At 69.0% G+C, this 14,032-nt stretch carries 12 protein-coding genes; 8 read left to right on the top strand and 4 right to left on the bottom strand.

Annotation, left to right across the window (positions count from 1 at the left end; all coding sequences use genetic code 11):
* Position 1 precedes the first annotated feature (1 nt).
* Both EO139_RS01535 and EO139_RS01540 read right to left on the bottom strand, forming a co-directional pair.
* Positions 2-283 (bottom strand): hypothetical protein, encoded by a 282-nt coding sequence (locus EO139_RS01535; RefSeq protein WP_126969111.1) that lies wholly within the window; start codon positions 281-283, stop codon positions 2-4.
* Positions 284-324: 41 nt separating this feature from the next.
* Positions 325-2,208 (bottom strand): sigma-54-dependent Fis family transcriptional regulator, encoded by a 1,884-nt coding sequence (locus EO139_RS01540; RefSeq protein WP_126969112.1) that lies wholly within the window; start codon positions 2,206-2,208, stop codon positions 325-327.
* Between the two features lie 239 nt (positions 2,209-2,447).
* Between EO139_RS01540 and adh the strand changes: the two genes are divergently transcribed.
* From adh to EO139_RS01555, 3 genes are all read left to right on the top strand, one after another.
* Positions 2,448-3,977 (top strand): aldehyde dehydrogenase, encoded by a 1,530-nt coding sequence (gene adh, locus EO139_RS01545; RefSeq protein ID WP_126969113.1) that lies wholly within the window; start codon positions 2,448-2,450, stop codon positions 3,975-3,977.
* Between the two features lie 135 nt (positions 3,978-4,112).
* A complete protein-coding gene (gene adhP / locus EO139_RS01550; protein WP_126969114.1) occupies positions 4,113-5,141 on the top strand; it encodes an alcohol dehydrogenase AdhP in 1,029 nt (342 codons plus the stop codon).
* Positions 5,142-5,162: 21 nt separating this feature from the next.
* The gene (locus EO139_RS01555) at positions 5,163-5,558 is read left to right on the top strand and encodes a DUF779 domain-containing protein (RefSeq protein WP_115046113.1); all 396 of its coding nucleotides are present in this window, start codon (positions 5,163-5,165) and stop codon (positions 5,556-5,558) included.
* 51 nt (positions 5,559-5,609) lie between these two features.
* Here the strand turns inward: EO139_RS01555 and EO139_RS01560 are convergent, their stop codons facing one another.
* A complete protein-coding gene (locus tag EO139_RS01560) occupies positions 5,610-5,789 on the bottom strand; it encodes a hypothetical protein (protein ID WP_104584475.1) in 180 nt (59 codons plus the stop codon).
* 154 nt (positions 5,790-5,943) lie between these two features.
* Here EO139_RS01560 and EO139_RS01565 point away from each other — a divergent pair, with 154 nt between their 5' ends.
* Positions 5,944-6,903 (top strand): Ku protein, encoded by a 960-nt coding sequence (locus tag EO139_RS01565; RefSeq protein ID WP_126969115.1) that lies wholly within the window; start codon positions 5,944-5,946, stop codon positions 6,901-6,903.
* A 9-nt stretch (positions 6,904-6,912) separates the two neighbouring features.
* On the top strand, positions 6,913-9,687 hold the full coding sequence (gene ligD / locus EO139_RS01570) for a DNA ligase D (RefSeq protein ID WP_126969116.1): 2,775 nt from the start codon (positions 6,913-6,915) through the stop codon (positions 9,685-9,687).
* 376 nt (positions 9,688-10,063) lie between these two features.
* Here the strand turns inward: ligD and lldD are convergent, their stop codons facing one another.
* Positions 10,064-11,224: an FMN-dependent L-lactate dehydrogenase LldD gene (gene lldD / locus EO139_RS01575; protein ID WP_126969117.1), complete on the bottom strand. Its 1,161-nt coding sequence runs from the start codon at positions 11,222-11,224 to the stop codon at positions 10,064-10,066.
* 242 nt (positions 11,225-11,466) lie between these two features.
* On the opposite strand from lldD, the gene EO139_RS01580 reads away from it, so the two are divergent.
* The 3 genes from EO139_RS01580 to EO139_RS01590 all read left to right on the top strand — a co-directional run bounded on the left by EO139_RS01580 (position 11,467) and on the right by EO139_RS01590 (position 13,943).
* Positions 11,467-12,570 carry a histidine kinase gene (locus EO139_RS01580; protein ID WP_232099163.1) on the top strand — a complete coding sequence of 368 codons (1,104 nt, stop codon included), beginning with the start codon at positions 11,467-11,469 and terminating at the stop codon, positions 12,568-12,570.
* The gene (locus EO139_RS01585; RefSeq protein WP_104584465.1) at positions 12,567-13,199 is read left to right on the top strand and encodes a response regulator transcription factor; all 633 of its coding nucleotides are present in this window, start codon (positions 12,567-12,569) and stop codon (positions 13,197-13,199) included. The genes EO139_RS01580 and EO139_RS01585 overlap by 4 nt, the downstream gene beginning before the upstream one ends.
* Positions 13,200-13,493: 294 nt before the next feature.
* The gene (locus EO139_RS01590; protein WP_241235888.1) at positions 13,494-13,943 is read left to right on the top strand and encodes a hypothetical protein; all 450 of its coding nucleotides are present in this window, start codon (positions 13,494-13,496) and stop codon (positions 13,941-13,943) included.
* Positions 13,944-14,032: the final 89 nt, after the last annotated feature.

The following is a 14,032-nucleotide window of genomic DNA, read 5'->3' on the forward strand; positions in this document are numbered from 1 at the left end:
GTCACCCGTGGCGATCCACGGCGGCACTGCGGTCGCCGTCTGCAGCGATCGCGATGGCGGGCGGAAGTCCAGGCACGTTGAGAGGCATGGCGGGTAAGGTTTCGTACCCGCAGGACGCCCCCTTGATGCGCAACGTGAGACGGCGTTGGTCAGCGGCGGCAATGCGCCGAGCTGGCTCGCGTCGTCGTTCCTGTGCCCACACGCCGCCGTTTGCGTCGAGGAATTCAGCATGACGCACGCCGGCATCGATGGCGGCCGCGAGGGGGGTCTTGGTGGTGGGCATGCGCATCCGCGCGCTCCCGGGCCGCGTCGGCGGGCGCTGCGTCAGGCCCGTTGCGGGCCGAGCCGGCGATACAGCGTGCTGCGGCTGATGCCGAGCCGGCGTGCCGCCTGCGCGACGTTGCCGCCGCAGGCGTCCAGCGCCTGCCGCATCGCCGCCTGTGCCAGCTGCTCCAGGCTATCGGCCGGTGCCGGTGTCGGTGCGGCAGCGGCGACCGCCGACACTGCGGTCCGGGTGGCGAGGTAGCCCGGCAGCGCGTCGCGGTCGATGCGCTCGCCGGGTTCGCTCAGCGCCACCAGCGTGCGCAGGCAGGCCGAGAGCTGGCGCAGGTTGCCCGGCCAGTCGTAGTCGGCCAGGACCCGCAGTGCGTCGGCGCCGAGCCGGCGGCCCTGGCCCAGGCGCTGCCACAGCTCTTGCACCAGCAGCGGGCGGTCGGCGTGCGCGCGCAGCGCCGGCAGCGCCACGACATGATGGGCGATGCGGTAGTACAGGTCGGCGCGGAAGCGGCCGTCGGCGATTGCCGCTTGCAGGTCCTGGTGGGTGGCGCAAACCAGCGCGAAATCCAGCCGCACCGGCTTGCCGCCACCCAGCGGCGACAGTTCGCGCTCCTGCAGCACGCGCAGCAGCCGCGGTTGCAGCGCCAGCGGCATGTCGCCGATTTCGTCGAGAAACAGCACCCCGCCCTCGGCCTGGCGCAGCAGCCCCGGGCTGCCGTGCTTGCGCGCTCCGGTGAAGGCGCCGTCCTCGTAGCCGAACAGCTCGGCCTCGATCAGACCCTCGGGCAGCGCGGCGCAGTTCACCGCGACGAACGGGCGGGCGGCGCGCGTGCAGCGGCGGTGCAGCTCGCGCGCGAACACCTCCTTGCCGGTGCCGGTCTCGCCCTGCACCAGCACTGGGAGCTCGGCATCCAGCACCCGGCAGGCGCGCCCGAGCAGGCGCGCGATCTCGGCCTCGAACAGCGGTGCGTCGCGGTCACCGTCCTGGCGGGCGGCCGAGACCGTGATCGGTGGTTGCGTGGCGCGCCGGCGCGGCCGCGCGTCGCCGCGCTCGTCCACGCGCCCGTACAGGGCGCGGCCCTGGCGATCGAACAGGGCGCCGTCGTGGCGCAGCCGGGTCAGCGGCTCCTCGAACAGCGCGTCGTAGCGCGCGCGCCCCAGTTCGTGGCGCTCCAGCCCGAACAGCTGCAGGCCGGCGCGGTTGGCTGCCACCAGGCGCCCGCCGCGGAATGCCAGCAGGCCCTCGTGCGCGGTGCCGAGCAGGGCCGGGTCGTGGTGTACGCGCAGCAGTTCGCAATCGGCGATGCCGTCGTCGAAGTAGCGGTGCTCGATGCTGGCGACCGCGCGCCGCGCCAGTCCCAGCGCGTGGATGTGCTGCAGACGCGCGTCGCCGGAGATGTCGAGCACGCCCACCAACTGCCCGTAAGGGTCGAAGATCGGCGCCGCGGCACAGCTGAGGATGCCGTGCGGGGCGAGGTAGTGCTCGCCGCCGCGGACCTCGATCGAGCGGCTCTCCACGATCGCGGTGCCGATGGCATTGGTGCCGAGCACGCTCTCGCTCCAACAGGCGCCGGGCATCAGCGCCACCCGCCCGGCGCGCTCAAGGAAGCCGGTGCTGCCCTCGGCATCGAGTATCCAGCCAGCCTCGTCGGTGAGCAGCACGACGCTGCCGGTGGCCGCTGCGTCGGCCGACAGCCCTTCCAGCTCGGCGCGCGCGCGCCGCCACAGGGTCTCGTGGCGTTCGCGCATCTCGCGCAGGCGTGCGGCGCTGACCGGTTCGATCGCCGGGGTCGCCTCGGCGGCCAGGCCCTGGCGCTGGCAGCGTCGCCACGACTGCAGGATCGCGTCCGGTACCTGCCCGGCCGGCATCGCGCCGTGCTCGAAGAACGAGCGCCGCGCGCGGCCCAGCTGCTGCTCCGTCGACATCGCCATCCGCCACCTCGTGTCGCAATTTGCGACAGTCCAGAAGATCACTGTCGCGATAAACACCATGTTTGCGGACACAGCGCAAGCGCCGCGCGTGATGCGCCGCAGCGAAGACCTCCACTATCGGCCTCACCCGCGGCGCGATCGGGCGTGACGCAATGCAGCAGGAAAAACCTGGCATCACCCTTGCGTGATAGCGGAGACGCCCGTCACGGGCTTCTTCCCATGTACCGCAGGAGACACCGATGAACGCCGTCACATCCGCCAAGCCGCTGAACACCGACCCGCAGTCCATCTTCAAGCCGCGCTACGACAACTTCATCGGCGGCAAGTGGGTGGCGCCGCACAGTGGCCAGTACTTCGACAACACCACGCCGATCAACGGCAAGGTGTTCACCGCGATCGCGCGCTCCAACGCGCAGGACATCGAAGCGGCGCTGGATGCGGCGCATGCGGCCAGGGACGCCTGGGGCAAGACCTCCACCACCGACCGCGCCAACGTGCTGCTCAGGATCGCCGACCGCATCGAGCAGAATCTGGAACTGCTCGCCCATGCCGAGACCTGGGACAACGGCAAGCCGGTGCGCGAGACGCTCAATGCCGACGTGCCGTTGTGCGTGGATCACTTCCGCTATTTCGCCGGTGCCATCCGCGCGCAGGAAGGCGGCATCTCCGAGATCGACAGCGACACCATCGCCTATCACTTCCACGAACCGCTCGGCGTGGTCGGGCAGATCATCCCGTGGAACTTCCCGCTGCTGATGGCGTGCTGGAAACTGGCACCGGCGCTGGCCGCCGGCAATTGCGTGGTGATGAAGCCGGCCGAGCAGACCCCGGCCTCGATCCTGGTATTGATGGAAGTCATCGGCGACCTGCTGCCGCCGGGTGTGCTCAACGTGGTCAACGGCTTTGGCCTGGAGGCCGGCAAGCCGCTGGCCAGCAACCCGCGCATTGCCAAGATCGCCTTCACCGGCGAAACCACCACCGGCCGGCTGATCATGCAATACGCCAGCCAGAACCTGATCCCGGTGACGCTGGAGCTGGGCGGCAAGTCGCCCAACATCTTCTTCGCCGATGTGATGGCCGAAGACGACGATTTTCTCGACAAGGCGGTGGAAGGCTTCGTGCTGTTCGCCTTCAACCAGGGCGAGGTGTGCACCTGCCCCTCGCGCGCGCTGATCCAGGAATCGATCTACGAGAAGTTCATGGAAAAGGCGCTGGCGCGCGTGGCCGCGATCAAGCAGGGCAACCCGCTCGATCCCAACACCATGGTCGGCGCGCAGGCCTCCAGCGAGCAGCTGGAAAAGATCCTGTCCTACATCGATATCGGCAAGCAGGAAGGCGCGCAGGTGCTGATCGGTGGCGAGCGCAACACGCTCGACGGCGAGCTGTCCGGGGGCTTCTACGTCAAGCCGACGGTGTTCAAGGGCCATAACAAGATGCGCGTGTTCCAGGAAGAGATCTTCGGCCCGGTGGTGTCGGTGACCACCTTCAAGGACGAGGCCGAGGCGCTGGCGATCGCCAACGACACGCTGTACGGCCTGGGTGCCGGCGTGTGGAGCCGCGATGCCTCCCGGCTGTACCGCATGGGCCGCGCAATCCAGGCCGGGCGCGTGTGGACCAACTGCTACCACGCCTATCCGGCGCATGCTGCGTTCGGCGGTTACAAGCAGTCGGGCATCGGCCGCGAGAATCACAAGATGATGCTCGACCATTACCAGCAGACCAAGAACCTGCTGGTGAGCTATTCGCCCAAGGCGCTGGGCTTCTTCTGACACCCATGCCGGTCGCGCGCGTGCGCGGCGACGATCGGCTGGCGCCGCGCGTCCGCACCGCGGCTTTGACCTCGATCAAGGCCCCGGTTGCGGCCCGGGGCTAAGGTTCCTCAACGACAGCGACAGGAGTGCAATGTGGACAAGACGATGAAAGCTGCAGTGGTACGTGAGTTCGGCAAGCCTCTGGTGATCGAGGAAGTGGAGGTGCCGCGCCCGGCCGCCGGCGACATCCTGGTCAAGATCGAAGCCTGTGGCGTCTGCCACACCGACCTGCACGCCGCTGAAGGCGACTGGCCGGTCAAGCCGAATCCGCCGTTCATTCCCGGCCACGAAGGCGTTGGCCACGTGGTGGCGGTCGGCGAAGGCGTCAAGCACATCAAGGAAGGCGACCGCGTCGGCATCCCGTGGCTGTACTCGGCCTGCGGGCATTGCGAGCACTGCCTGGGTGGCTGGGAAACCCTGTGTGAGGCGCAGCAGAACAGTGGCTACTCGGTCAACGGCGGCTTCGCGCAGTACGCGCTGGCCAACGCGGACTACGTCGGGCATCTGCCCAAGGGCATCGGCTTCGTCGAGGTCGCGCCGATCCTTTGCGCGGGCGTCACCGTCTACAAGGGGCTGAAGGTCACCGAGACCAAGCCGGGTCAGTGGGTGGTGATTTCCGGCATCGGCGGGCTCGGCCACATGGCAGTGCAATATGCCAAGGCGATGGGACTGAACGTGGCCGCCGTGGATGTGGACGACGCCAAGCTGGCACTGGCCAGGCGCCTGGGCGCCACGGTGACGGTCAATGCGCGCACCACCGATCCGGTGGCCTACCTCAAGAAGGAAATCGGTGGCGCACACGGCGCGTTGGTCACCGCGGTATCGCCCAAGGCGTTCGAGCAGGCGATCGGCATGGTGCGGCGTGGCGGCACGGTGTCGCTCAACGGCCTGCCACCGGGCCAGTTCCCTCTGGACATCTTCGGCATGGTGCTCAATGGCGTGACCGTGCGCGGCTCGATCGTCGGAACCCGGCTGGACCTGCAGGAGTCGCTTGCCTTCGCCGAGCAGGGCAAAGTTGCGGCGACCGTGGCCACTGACACCCTGGACAACATCAACGAGGTGTTCGCGCGCATGCACGCCGGAACGATCGAGGGGCGTATCGTGCTCGACATGGCGGCCTGACCGCGCCGCAGGAGGCAGACGATGCAGGGCACCACCACGCAGACAGACCCGCCGTTGCAGGTAATGGCCACGCTGGCGGCGTTGCAGCTGATCGACACGCTGCGCGCGCGCCACGGCGATGTGCTGTTCCATCAATCCGGCGGCTGCTGCGATGGCTCCTCGCCGATGTGTTTTCCGGTGGGCGATTTCATCGTTGGCGACCGCGACGTGCTGCTGGGCGAGATCGGCGGCGCGCCGTTCTACATCAGCCCCTCGCAGTTCGAATACTGGAAGCACACCCAGCTGATCATCGACGTGGTGCCGGGGCGCGGCGGCATGTTCTCACTGGAAAACGGCGAGGGCGTGCGCTTTCTGGTGCGCTCGCGCCTGTTTGCCGATGAGGAATTTGCCCGGCTGCAGCAGGCAGGGCGGGCGTAAACCGCACCCGCCCGGCTGCTGCGGCCGGGCGGGTGTTTCGGCCGGCGGTCGTCAGCGGTCTGCCACCGTCGACGGCGCGGTGCCCGGCTTCTTGGCCGGGGTGTCGCCATTGGCCGGAATCAGCGTGTCGGGCGCATCGCCGGCCCCGCGGTCTTCGTAGTGCTCGGCATCGCGCTTGCCGTGCTGTTCGCCCGGCTGGGCCGGTTGCTCGCGTAGCGGGTCACGGGACATGCGGTTCTCCTAGAAGTCGAGAGGGATGCGCAGTTCACCGCGTACCGGGTGAAGGGGGCGCAGTGGCAGCGGCAGACACATGGCTCACGCATGGATCACGGTGGCCGCGCTACAGCTATGGGCTACCCCAAACAGCACCCGGAGTCACACGCCGATGGCACGACCGATCTGGACCGGAACCCTGTCGTTCGGCTTGCTCAATGTGCCGGTGTCGTTGATGTCGGGCGAGCGCAAGGTGGACCTGCATTTCCGCATGCTCGATTCGCGCGACAAGAAGCCGATCCGCTTCGAGCGCGTCAACGCCGACACCGGCGACGAGGTGCCGTGGAAGGAGATCGTCAAGGCGTTCGAGTACGACAAGGGCAGCTATGTCATCGTCGAGGAGCAGGACATCCGCTCGGCCTCGCCGGAGAGCCACGAGACGGTGGAGGTGGAAACCTTCGTCGATGCCGCCGACATCGACCCGCGCTATTTCGAGAAGCCCTACATCCTGGTGCCCGGCAAGAAGGCCGAAAAGGGCTACGTGCTGCTGCGCGAGACGCTGCGCGACACCGGCAAGGTGGGCATCGCCAAGGTGGTGATCCGCACGCGCGAATACCTGGCCGCGGTGATGCCGCAGGGCGATGCGTTGATCCTGCTGCTGCTGCGCTACCAGCAGGAAGTGGTGGACCCGCAGGACTTCAAGTTGCCGGCCGGCGCGGTGGGCGAGTACCGCATCACGCCCAAGGAACAGGAGATGGCCAGACAGCTGATCGAGTCGATGTCCGGCACCTGGCAGCCGGAGGACTACCACGACGAATTCCGCGGCAAGCTCGAGCAGATCCTGCGCAAGCGCATCCAGGCCAAGGGCGGCACCACCACCGTGGATGTCGAGCCGCCGCAGCACGAGGACGCCACCACCAACGTGGTCGATTTCATGTCGCTGCTGCAAAAGAGCCTGCAGGCCAACACGCGCACGCCGGCCAAGAAGAGCAGCGCCCCGGCAACCGCGCCAGCCAAGAAGACCGCCAAGACCGCCGCCAAGAAAGTGGCCAAGAAGGCCACCAAGAAGACTGCGGGCAAGGCCACCAAGGCCACGGCCAGCAAGGCAGCGCCGCGCCGCAAGGCCGGGTAGGCCCAGTCCATGTCACTGCGCGACTACAACGCCAAACGCCGCTTCGACCAGACCCCGGAGCCGGCCGGCGACACGCCCGCACGCGCCAGCAAGCAGCCGATCTTCGTGGTGCAGCTGCATCACGCCAGCTCGCGTCATTACGACTTCCGTCTGGAACTCGACGGCGTGCTCAAGAGCTGGGCCGTGCCCAAGGGGCCCTCGTTGCGCGTGGGCGAAAAACGCCTGGCGGTGGAGGTGGAAGACCACCCGCTGTCGTACGCCAGCTTCGCCGGCGATATCCCGCAAGGCCATTACGGCGCCGGGCATGTGGAGGTGTTCGACCACGGGCATTGGCAGTGCGAAGGCGATGCGTTGGCGGCGCTGGACGCGGGCAAGCTGGAATTCGAGCTGCAGGGCTCATTGCTGCGCGGTGGCTTCGCATTGGTGCGCACGCAGATGCGTGGCGGCAAACCGCAGTGGCTGTTGTTCAAGCGCAGTGATGCGTCTGCGGCCGACCTGGATGCCGATGCGCTGGTGGCGCAGCAGGCGGCCGGCGCATCGGCAGCGGCCGCCCCGGCGACGCGTGCCAAGGCCAGCCGGGCTCGGCGTGCACCAGCGGCAAAAACGAGCGCCGCATCGTCGCCTGCGGCCAGCAAGCGCGCACGCCCAGCGCGTGCACGTTCCGCGCAATGGCATACCCGTGCCCTGGCGCTGGACGGCGCCCGCGATGCGCCATGCCCCACCGAGCTGCGCGCGCAACTGACCTTGCTGCGCGAGCAGGCACCCGATGGCGAGCGCTGGTTGCACGAGATCAAGTGGGACGGCTACCGCCTGCTGGCCGACCTGGTCGATGGGCAGGTGCAGCTGCGCTCGCGCAACGACCAGGCCTGGACGCAGCGCTTCCCGGAGGTGGTGCGCGCAGTGCAGGCCTTGCCGGTGCGCGATGCGCGCCTGGATGGCGAGCTGGTGGTGCTGGATGCCAAGGGGCGCACCGATTTCTCGGCGCTGCAGCGTGCGCTCGATGGCAGCGCCGTGCAGCCGCTGCGCTACATCGTGTTCGACCTGCTGGGCGTGGCCGGGGTGGACCTGCGCGATACCCCGTTGCTGCAACGCAAGCAGTTGCTGCGCGAGTTGCTGGGCGATGCGCCGGGCACGCTGGCGTTTAGCGACCATGTGATCGGCCATGGCCCGGAGGTCTTCGCGGCCAGCGCCGGCACCGGCTGGGAAGGCATCGTCAGCAAGCTCGCCGATGCGCCCTACCGTGCAGGACGCAGCGCCGATTGGGTCAAGACCAAGCACGAGGACAGCGACGAGTTCGTGGTGGTGGGCTACACCGATCCCAAGGGCGCACGCAGCGGCTTTGGCGCCTTGCTGATGGCGCAGCGCGACGGCAAGACGCTGCGTTATGTCGGGCGTGTGGGCACCGGATTCGACGATGCCTTGCTCGGCAAGATCACCGCGCTGCTGCAGGCGCTGCACAGCGACACCGCCACGCTGGAATTGCCCACGCACATCCCGGGGCGGCCACGCGATGTGCATTGGGTCCGGCCGGTGCTGATCGCCGAGGTCGCCTTCCGCGGCTGGGCGAAGGAAGGCCTGTTGCGGCAGGCCGCGTTCAAGCGTCTACGTGAGGACAAACCCATGAGCGAGTTGGGCGGCGACCGCGCCGCGCCGGGCAAGGCGCGTGCTGCGGGCCAACGTGGTGCGGCAACGGCCGCTGCGCCGGCGCGCACGACGGCGACCACGAAAACATCCAGAACGACAGTCGACGCATCCACCAGCACCACCAGCAAACGCACGCGTTCGACGGCATCGAAAACGACCGCGACCACGACATCCAAAAAGGCGGCGGCGGCCACGTCCACGGCCTCCAAATCCACGGCGTCCAAGTCCACAACATCCAAATCCAAATCTACGTCCACGTCCACGTCGACAGACGGCATCACCATCACCCATCCCGAGCGGGTGGTGTTCCCCGCAGCGGGCATCAGCAAGGGCGAGGTGGCCGACTACTACCGGGCAGTGGCGCCGCTGGTGCTGGCGGAGATCGCACGCCGGCCGCTGTCGCTGCTGCGCTGCCCCGATGGCGCCGGTGGCGATTGCTTCTTCCAGAAGCACGAAGGCCGCCACCTGGGTACGCACATCAAGGCGATCCCGCTGCAGCAAAAAAGCGGCACCGAGGATTACATCTATGTCGAAGATGCCGCCGGCCTGCTCGAGCTGGTGCAGATGAACACGCTGGAGCTGCATCCCTGGGGCGCGCAGGTCGACGATCCGGAGCATCCGGATCGGCTGGTGTTCGACCTGGACCCCGGCGAGGCGGTGTCCTGGCCCGACGTGGTGGCTGCCGCGCGCGATATCCGCGCCAAGCTGCGCAGCGCGGGGTTGGAAAGCGCGGTGCGCCTGTCCGGCGGCAAGGGCCTGCACGTGGTGGTGCCGATCGTGCCGGAAGCGGACTGGGAGCAGGCGCGCGATTTCTGCGAGGCATTCGCCCAGGCGCTGGCAACGCATGCGCCGGACCGCTACGTGGCCACCATGAGCAAGGCCAAGCGCCACGGCGTGATCTTCGTCGACTGGCTGCGCAACGGGCGCGGCAACACCAGCGTCTGTTCGTGGTCGCTGCGCGCGCGCGAAAAAGCCACCGTCGCCGTCCCGCTACGCTGGGAAGAACTCGGCAAGATCAGCGGCCCGGACGCCTTCCCGATGGACAAGGCGCTGGAACGCGCCAGGCGCCAACGCGCAGATCCCTGGGCCTCGGTGCTGGCGTTGCGGCAATCCTTGCCCACCGGCGGCGATGAGAACTAAGCGTGTCTAACAAACCTGCTGCCTAGCCGCGAGGCGGGCGCGGCCTGTGCTCGGAATCGGCATGGAGTACTCGCAGCTTCAGATTCTGAGTGCGGCGTCCACGCGTGCATGACGATCGCTTGCAACGCGTCGTTATTCGAATTATCCAATAGGTGCGCATCACACCCAGAGCTTGACCATGCGTACCGACCATCTTGACTGGCCCTTGCCCGCCCACCGTCGCGGGACCTTACGCGGCATGGATGCCGCGTAAGAGCCTACAGGGACGTACTTGCGGCGTGTCCCGCGATGGTGGGCGGGCAAGGGCCCTGCAGCCAAGCCGCAGATCATCCGCTCTTCTACCGACGTATCTCGATTCCCCGATTCCCGATTCCCGTCAAGGCGAAACCGCACGCTCCCGCGTCACCCGGCTCAACGCATCGCTGCTGATCTCGGCAATCGAATGGGTGCCGGTCAAGGTCATCGCCACGCGCATTTCCTTTTCGATCAGGCTCAGCAGGTTCTCCACGCCGGCCTGCCCGCCAGCGGCCAGCGCGTAGACGAACGCCCGCCCCAGCAGCACCGCATCGGCGCCCAGCGCCAGCATGCGCACCACGTCCAGCCCGCTGCGGATGCCCGAATCGGCCAGGATCTTCAGCTGCCCCTTCACCGCATCGGCAATGGCCGGCAACGCGCGCGCGCTGGACAGCACGCCGTCGAGCTGGCGCCCGCCGTGATTGGACACCACGATGCCGTCGGCGCCGAAGCGCACCGCATCGCGCGCGTCGTCCGGGTCCAGGATGCCCTTGATTACCATCGGCCCGGTCCAGAACTCGCGGATCCATTCCAGGTCCTTCCATGCGATGGACGGGTCGAAATTGGCGCCCAGCCAGCCGATGTAGTCCTGCAGGCCGGTCGGGCTGCCGCGGTACGCCGAGATGTTGCCCAGATCATGCGGCTTGCCGAGCAGGCCCACGTCCCAGGCCCAGCGCGGATGGGTGACGGCCTGCAGCATGCGCCGCAGCCCCGCGTTGGGCCCGCTCATGCCCGAGTGCGCATCTCGGTAGCGCGCGCCGGGCGTGGGCATGTCCACGGTGAACACCAGCGTGGTCACCCCGGCGGCCTTGGCGCGCTCCAGCGCGTTGCGCATGAAGCCGCGGTCCTTGAGCACGTACAGCTGGAACCACATCGGGCGCGTAATCGCCGGCGCCACTTCCTCGATCGGGCACACCGACACCGTGGACAACGTGAACGGGATCCCGCGCGCCGCCGCCGCGCGCGCGGCCTGCACTTCGCCTCGGCGCGCGTACATGCCGGTCAGCCCGACCGGCGCCAGTGCCACCGGCATCGCCAGCGTCTCGCCGAACAACTCGGTGCCCAGGCTCAGGTCCGACATGTTGCGCAGCACCCGCTGGCGCAGCGCGATATCGGCCAGATCGGTGACGTTGCGCCGCAAGGTGTGCTCGGCATACGCGCCGCCATCGATGTAGTGGAACAGGAAGGGCGGCAGGCGCGCCTGCGCAGCGGCACGGTAGTCGGAAGCGGCGGAAATGATCATCGAAGACGCACGGCAGCTGCGGGTAGCCGCTGAGTGTAAGACCATCGGCGGGGCGGGTGGACGGCTGCGCGCCCGGCCGGCTGCAAGCGGGCAGGGCGTGCTTCCGTGACGATGGGGCGGCGTGCCAAGGTGCGGCCGCGCCGCAGCGACGACAGCGGCGACAGGGCAGCGCCCACCTGCCGGAAGTCACTTTCTGCCTCCGTGCCATTGCCGCGCGGCCGCGCGGCCGTCAGCATCGCCGCATGACCTCGTCCCTGTTTCATTGCTTGCAACCGCTGCGTCTGGCCGGCGCGTTCACCATTGCCGCGGTGGCCTTGTCGTTCGTGCCCGACGCCTCACCGCAGGGCGCCTGGCGCTGGGGCGTGCTGGCCGGCTTCACCGCCTTGTTTCTGCTGCATACCGTGTTGCCGCCGCTGCATGCGCTGCGCACTGTCGCCACGCTGCTGCAGGCGGCCATGGCCCTGCTGCTGGTCTGGATGGAGCCGCGTGCCGGCACCGCCCCGGTGTTGCTGGTCATGCTGGTGGCGCAGGCGGGCATGACCTGGCCGCCGGCGCGCGTGCTGCTGCTGGCGCTGGCGTTGAACGCGGGCATGTATGCGCTGCTGGTGCAGGCCGGGTTCGAGCGCCCGTGGTTGATCGTCGGCATCTACGCCGGTTTCCAGGCCTTCGCCGCGCTGACCGCGCATTACGCACGCACTGCCGAGCGCACCCGCGACGCGCTGGCCTACGTCAATGCCGACCTGCTGGCCACCCGCGCGCTGCTGGCCGACAGCGCGCGCGACGCCGAACGCCTGCGCCTGGCGCGCGAGCTGCACGATGTGGCCGGGCACAAGCTCACCGCCATGCGCATCAATCTGCGCCTGCTCGGCGCCGACCCGGCATTGGCACGGCGCGAGGAGATCGCGGTGGTGGAGCGGTTGTCGGCCGACCTGCTGGCGGACATCCGCAACGTGGTGCAGTCGCTGCGCGACGACCAGGGCCTGGATCTGCAGACCGCCTTGCGCGCGCTGGCCGCACCGTTCCCGCGCCCGGCGCTGCGCCTGCAGATCGACCCGGCGGTGCGCATCACCGATGCCCGCGTGGCCGAGCTGCTGTTGCGGCTGGTGCAGGAGGCGCTGACCAACGCCGTGCGGCATGCCGACGCCAACGAGGTGGCCGTGCACCTGCACTGCGAGGGCGCGCAGCTGCACGTGGACATCCGCGACGATGGCCGCCGCGCCGAGCGCATCCGCGAAGGCAACGGCATCACCGGCATGCGCGAACGCCTGGCCGCCCTGCACGGGCGGCTTGAGCTCGGCCGCACCGCCCAGGGCGGCATGCACCTGATGGCGAGGCTGCCGGCATGAGTCCACGTCGCATCGCGCTGGCCGATGACCAGGTCCTGGTCCGCGCCGGCCTGCGCGCGCTGTTGCAGCAGCAGGGCGTGGAGGTGGCCTGCGAGGCCGACGACGGCCAGGGCCTGCTGGACGCGCTCGCCAGCACCACCGTGGACGTGGTGCTCAGCGACATCCGCATGCCCGGCCTGGACGGCATCCAGGCGCTGCAGCAACTGCGCGCCCGCGGCGACCGCACCCCGGTGCTGCTGCTCACCACCTTCGACGACAGCGACCTGCTGCTGCGTGCCACCGAGGCCGGCGCGCAGGGCTTCCTGCTCAAGGACGCCGCCCCGGAAGACCTGCGCGAGGCGATCGAGCGGGTCGCCAACGGCGAGACCCTGCTGCAGCCGGTCAGCACCGACCCGGTGCGCGCACGTTACCAGTTCCGCGACCAGCAGCCCCCGCGCGAGACCTTCAGCGAGCGCGAGGTGGCGATCCTGCGCCTGCTCGCCGGCGGCTATTCCAACAAGGAGATCGCCCGCACCCTGTTCCTGGCCGAGGGCACGGTGAAGAACTACGTCTCCACCATCCTGGAAAAGCTCGGCACTCGCGACCGCACAAGGGCGGTGTTGAAGGCGATCACGTTGCGGGTGATTTGAGGGCGGGGAATCGGGAATCGGGATTGGGGAATCGTAAGAGCGGGGCTCTGCAGCGCTGCCGCCGCCGCGCGCGGGAACTGGCTCGACGCGCGGGCACATCGCCACCCGCCGCACGACGCTGTCTCGCCAGGTTGCATGGCATTGTTTTATAAGGAATTTCCAGGATTCGGCAGGATGGGGCAGCAACCGTAAGGTTGCCGTCAGGTCGTGTGGGCGGCCAAACACCAAGGTTGTCCGGCGGCCACCGAGGTCGCCTGGGGACGCGCCGCGCTCCGGTCCGCTGCGGAGTCCGTCATGCGCCTGGTCCGGTACCTGTGGGTGTTGAGCGTCGTGCTGTCCACCAGCGCCTGGGCGGCGCCCACCCAGGCCGACTTGCCGGTCGCCTGGGCCCAGGCCGCGCTGCATGTCCAGCCGCCAACCGAGCGCGACCTGCGGGTCAGCGTGGCGGCCTGCGCCGGGGCGGTGCGGGGCGCAGTGGCCCGCACCTGCGACGGCTGGTCCGCCCGCATCGATGCGCACGGGTGCGACCCGGGGCTGGGCTGTCGGCCATGGGCAGGGCGTGGTGCTGGCGACCTCCGCGCGGGCATGCCCGGCGCGTGGTCCACCCGCGGCCAGCTCAAGGTGGCCTTCAGCAACGGAGCCGAGCGGGATGACCGGCAGCAGGCGGTGGCGAGCCACTGCGCCGCGCGCCTGGCGGATGTCCCGGCCGGCACCCAACCGCACCCGCGGGACTGCGTGGGATGAGATGGCCTCGCCAGGCGCTGTTGGCTTCAGCGCGGCAGGCTGGCTGTCGCCATCCACGGCTGGCCGGAGCACCCGGCAACACGCCCGCC

The sequence above is a fragment of the Xanthomonas sp. BRIP62411 genome, from assembly GCF_003993525.1.
In the GTDB taxonomy this organism is placed as follows: domain Bacteria; phylum Pseudomonadota; class Gammaproteobacteria; order Xanthomonadales; family Xanthomonadaceae; genus Xanthomonas; species Xanthomonas euroxanthea.

What these genes read in the sequence shown, in the direction of transcription:
- EO139_RS01535 (WP_126969111.1), bottom strand. Translation starts at nt 283, where the DNA reads ATGCCCACCACCAAGACCCCCCTCGCGGCCGCCATCGATGCCGGCGTG.
- EO139_RS01540 (WP_126969112.1), bottom strand. Translation starts at nt 2,208, where the DNA reads ATGGCGATGTCGACGGAGCAGCAGCTGGGCCGCGCGCGGCGCTCGTTC.
- adh (WP_126969113.1), top strand. Translation starts at nt 2,448, where the DNA reads ATGAACGCCGTCACATCCGCCAAGCCGCTGAACACCGACCCGCAGTCC.
- EO139_RS01555 (WP_115046113.1), top strand. Translation starts at nt 5,163, where the DNA reads ATGCAGGGCACCACCACGCAGACAGACCCGCCGTTGCAGGTAATGGCC.
- EO139_RS01560 (WP_104584475.1), bottom strand. Translation starts at nt 5,789, where the DNA reads ATGTCCCGTGACCCGCTACGCGAGCAACCGGCCCAGCCGGGCGAACAG.
- EO139_RS01565 (WP_126969115.1), top strand. Translation starts at nt 5,944, where the DNA reads ATGGCACGACCGATCTGGACCGGAACCCTGTCGTTCGGCTTGCTCAAT.
- ligD (WP_126969116.1), top strand. Translation starts at nt 6,913, where the DNA reads ATGTCACTGCGCGACTACAACGCCAAACGCCGCTTCGACCAGACCCCG.
- lldD (WP_126969117.1), bottom strand. Translation starts at nt 11,224, where the DNA reads ATGATCATTTCCGCCGCTTCCGACTACCGTGCCGCTGCGCAGGCGCGC.
- EO139_RS01580 (WP_232099163.1), top strand. Translation starts at nt 11,467, where the DNA reads ATGACCTCGTCCCTGTTTCATTGCTTGCAACCGCTGCGTCTGGCCGGC.
- EO139_RS01585 (WP_104584465.1), top strand. Translation starts at nt 12,567, where the DNA reads ATGAGTCCACGTCGCATCGCGCTGGCCGATGACCAGGTCCTGGTCCGC.
- EO139_RS01590 (WP_241235888.1), top strand. Translation starts at nt 13,494, where the DNA reads ATGCGCCTGGTCCGGTACCTGTGGGTGTTGAGCGTCGTGCTGTCCACC.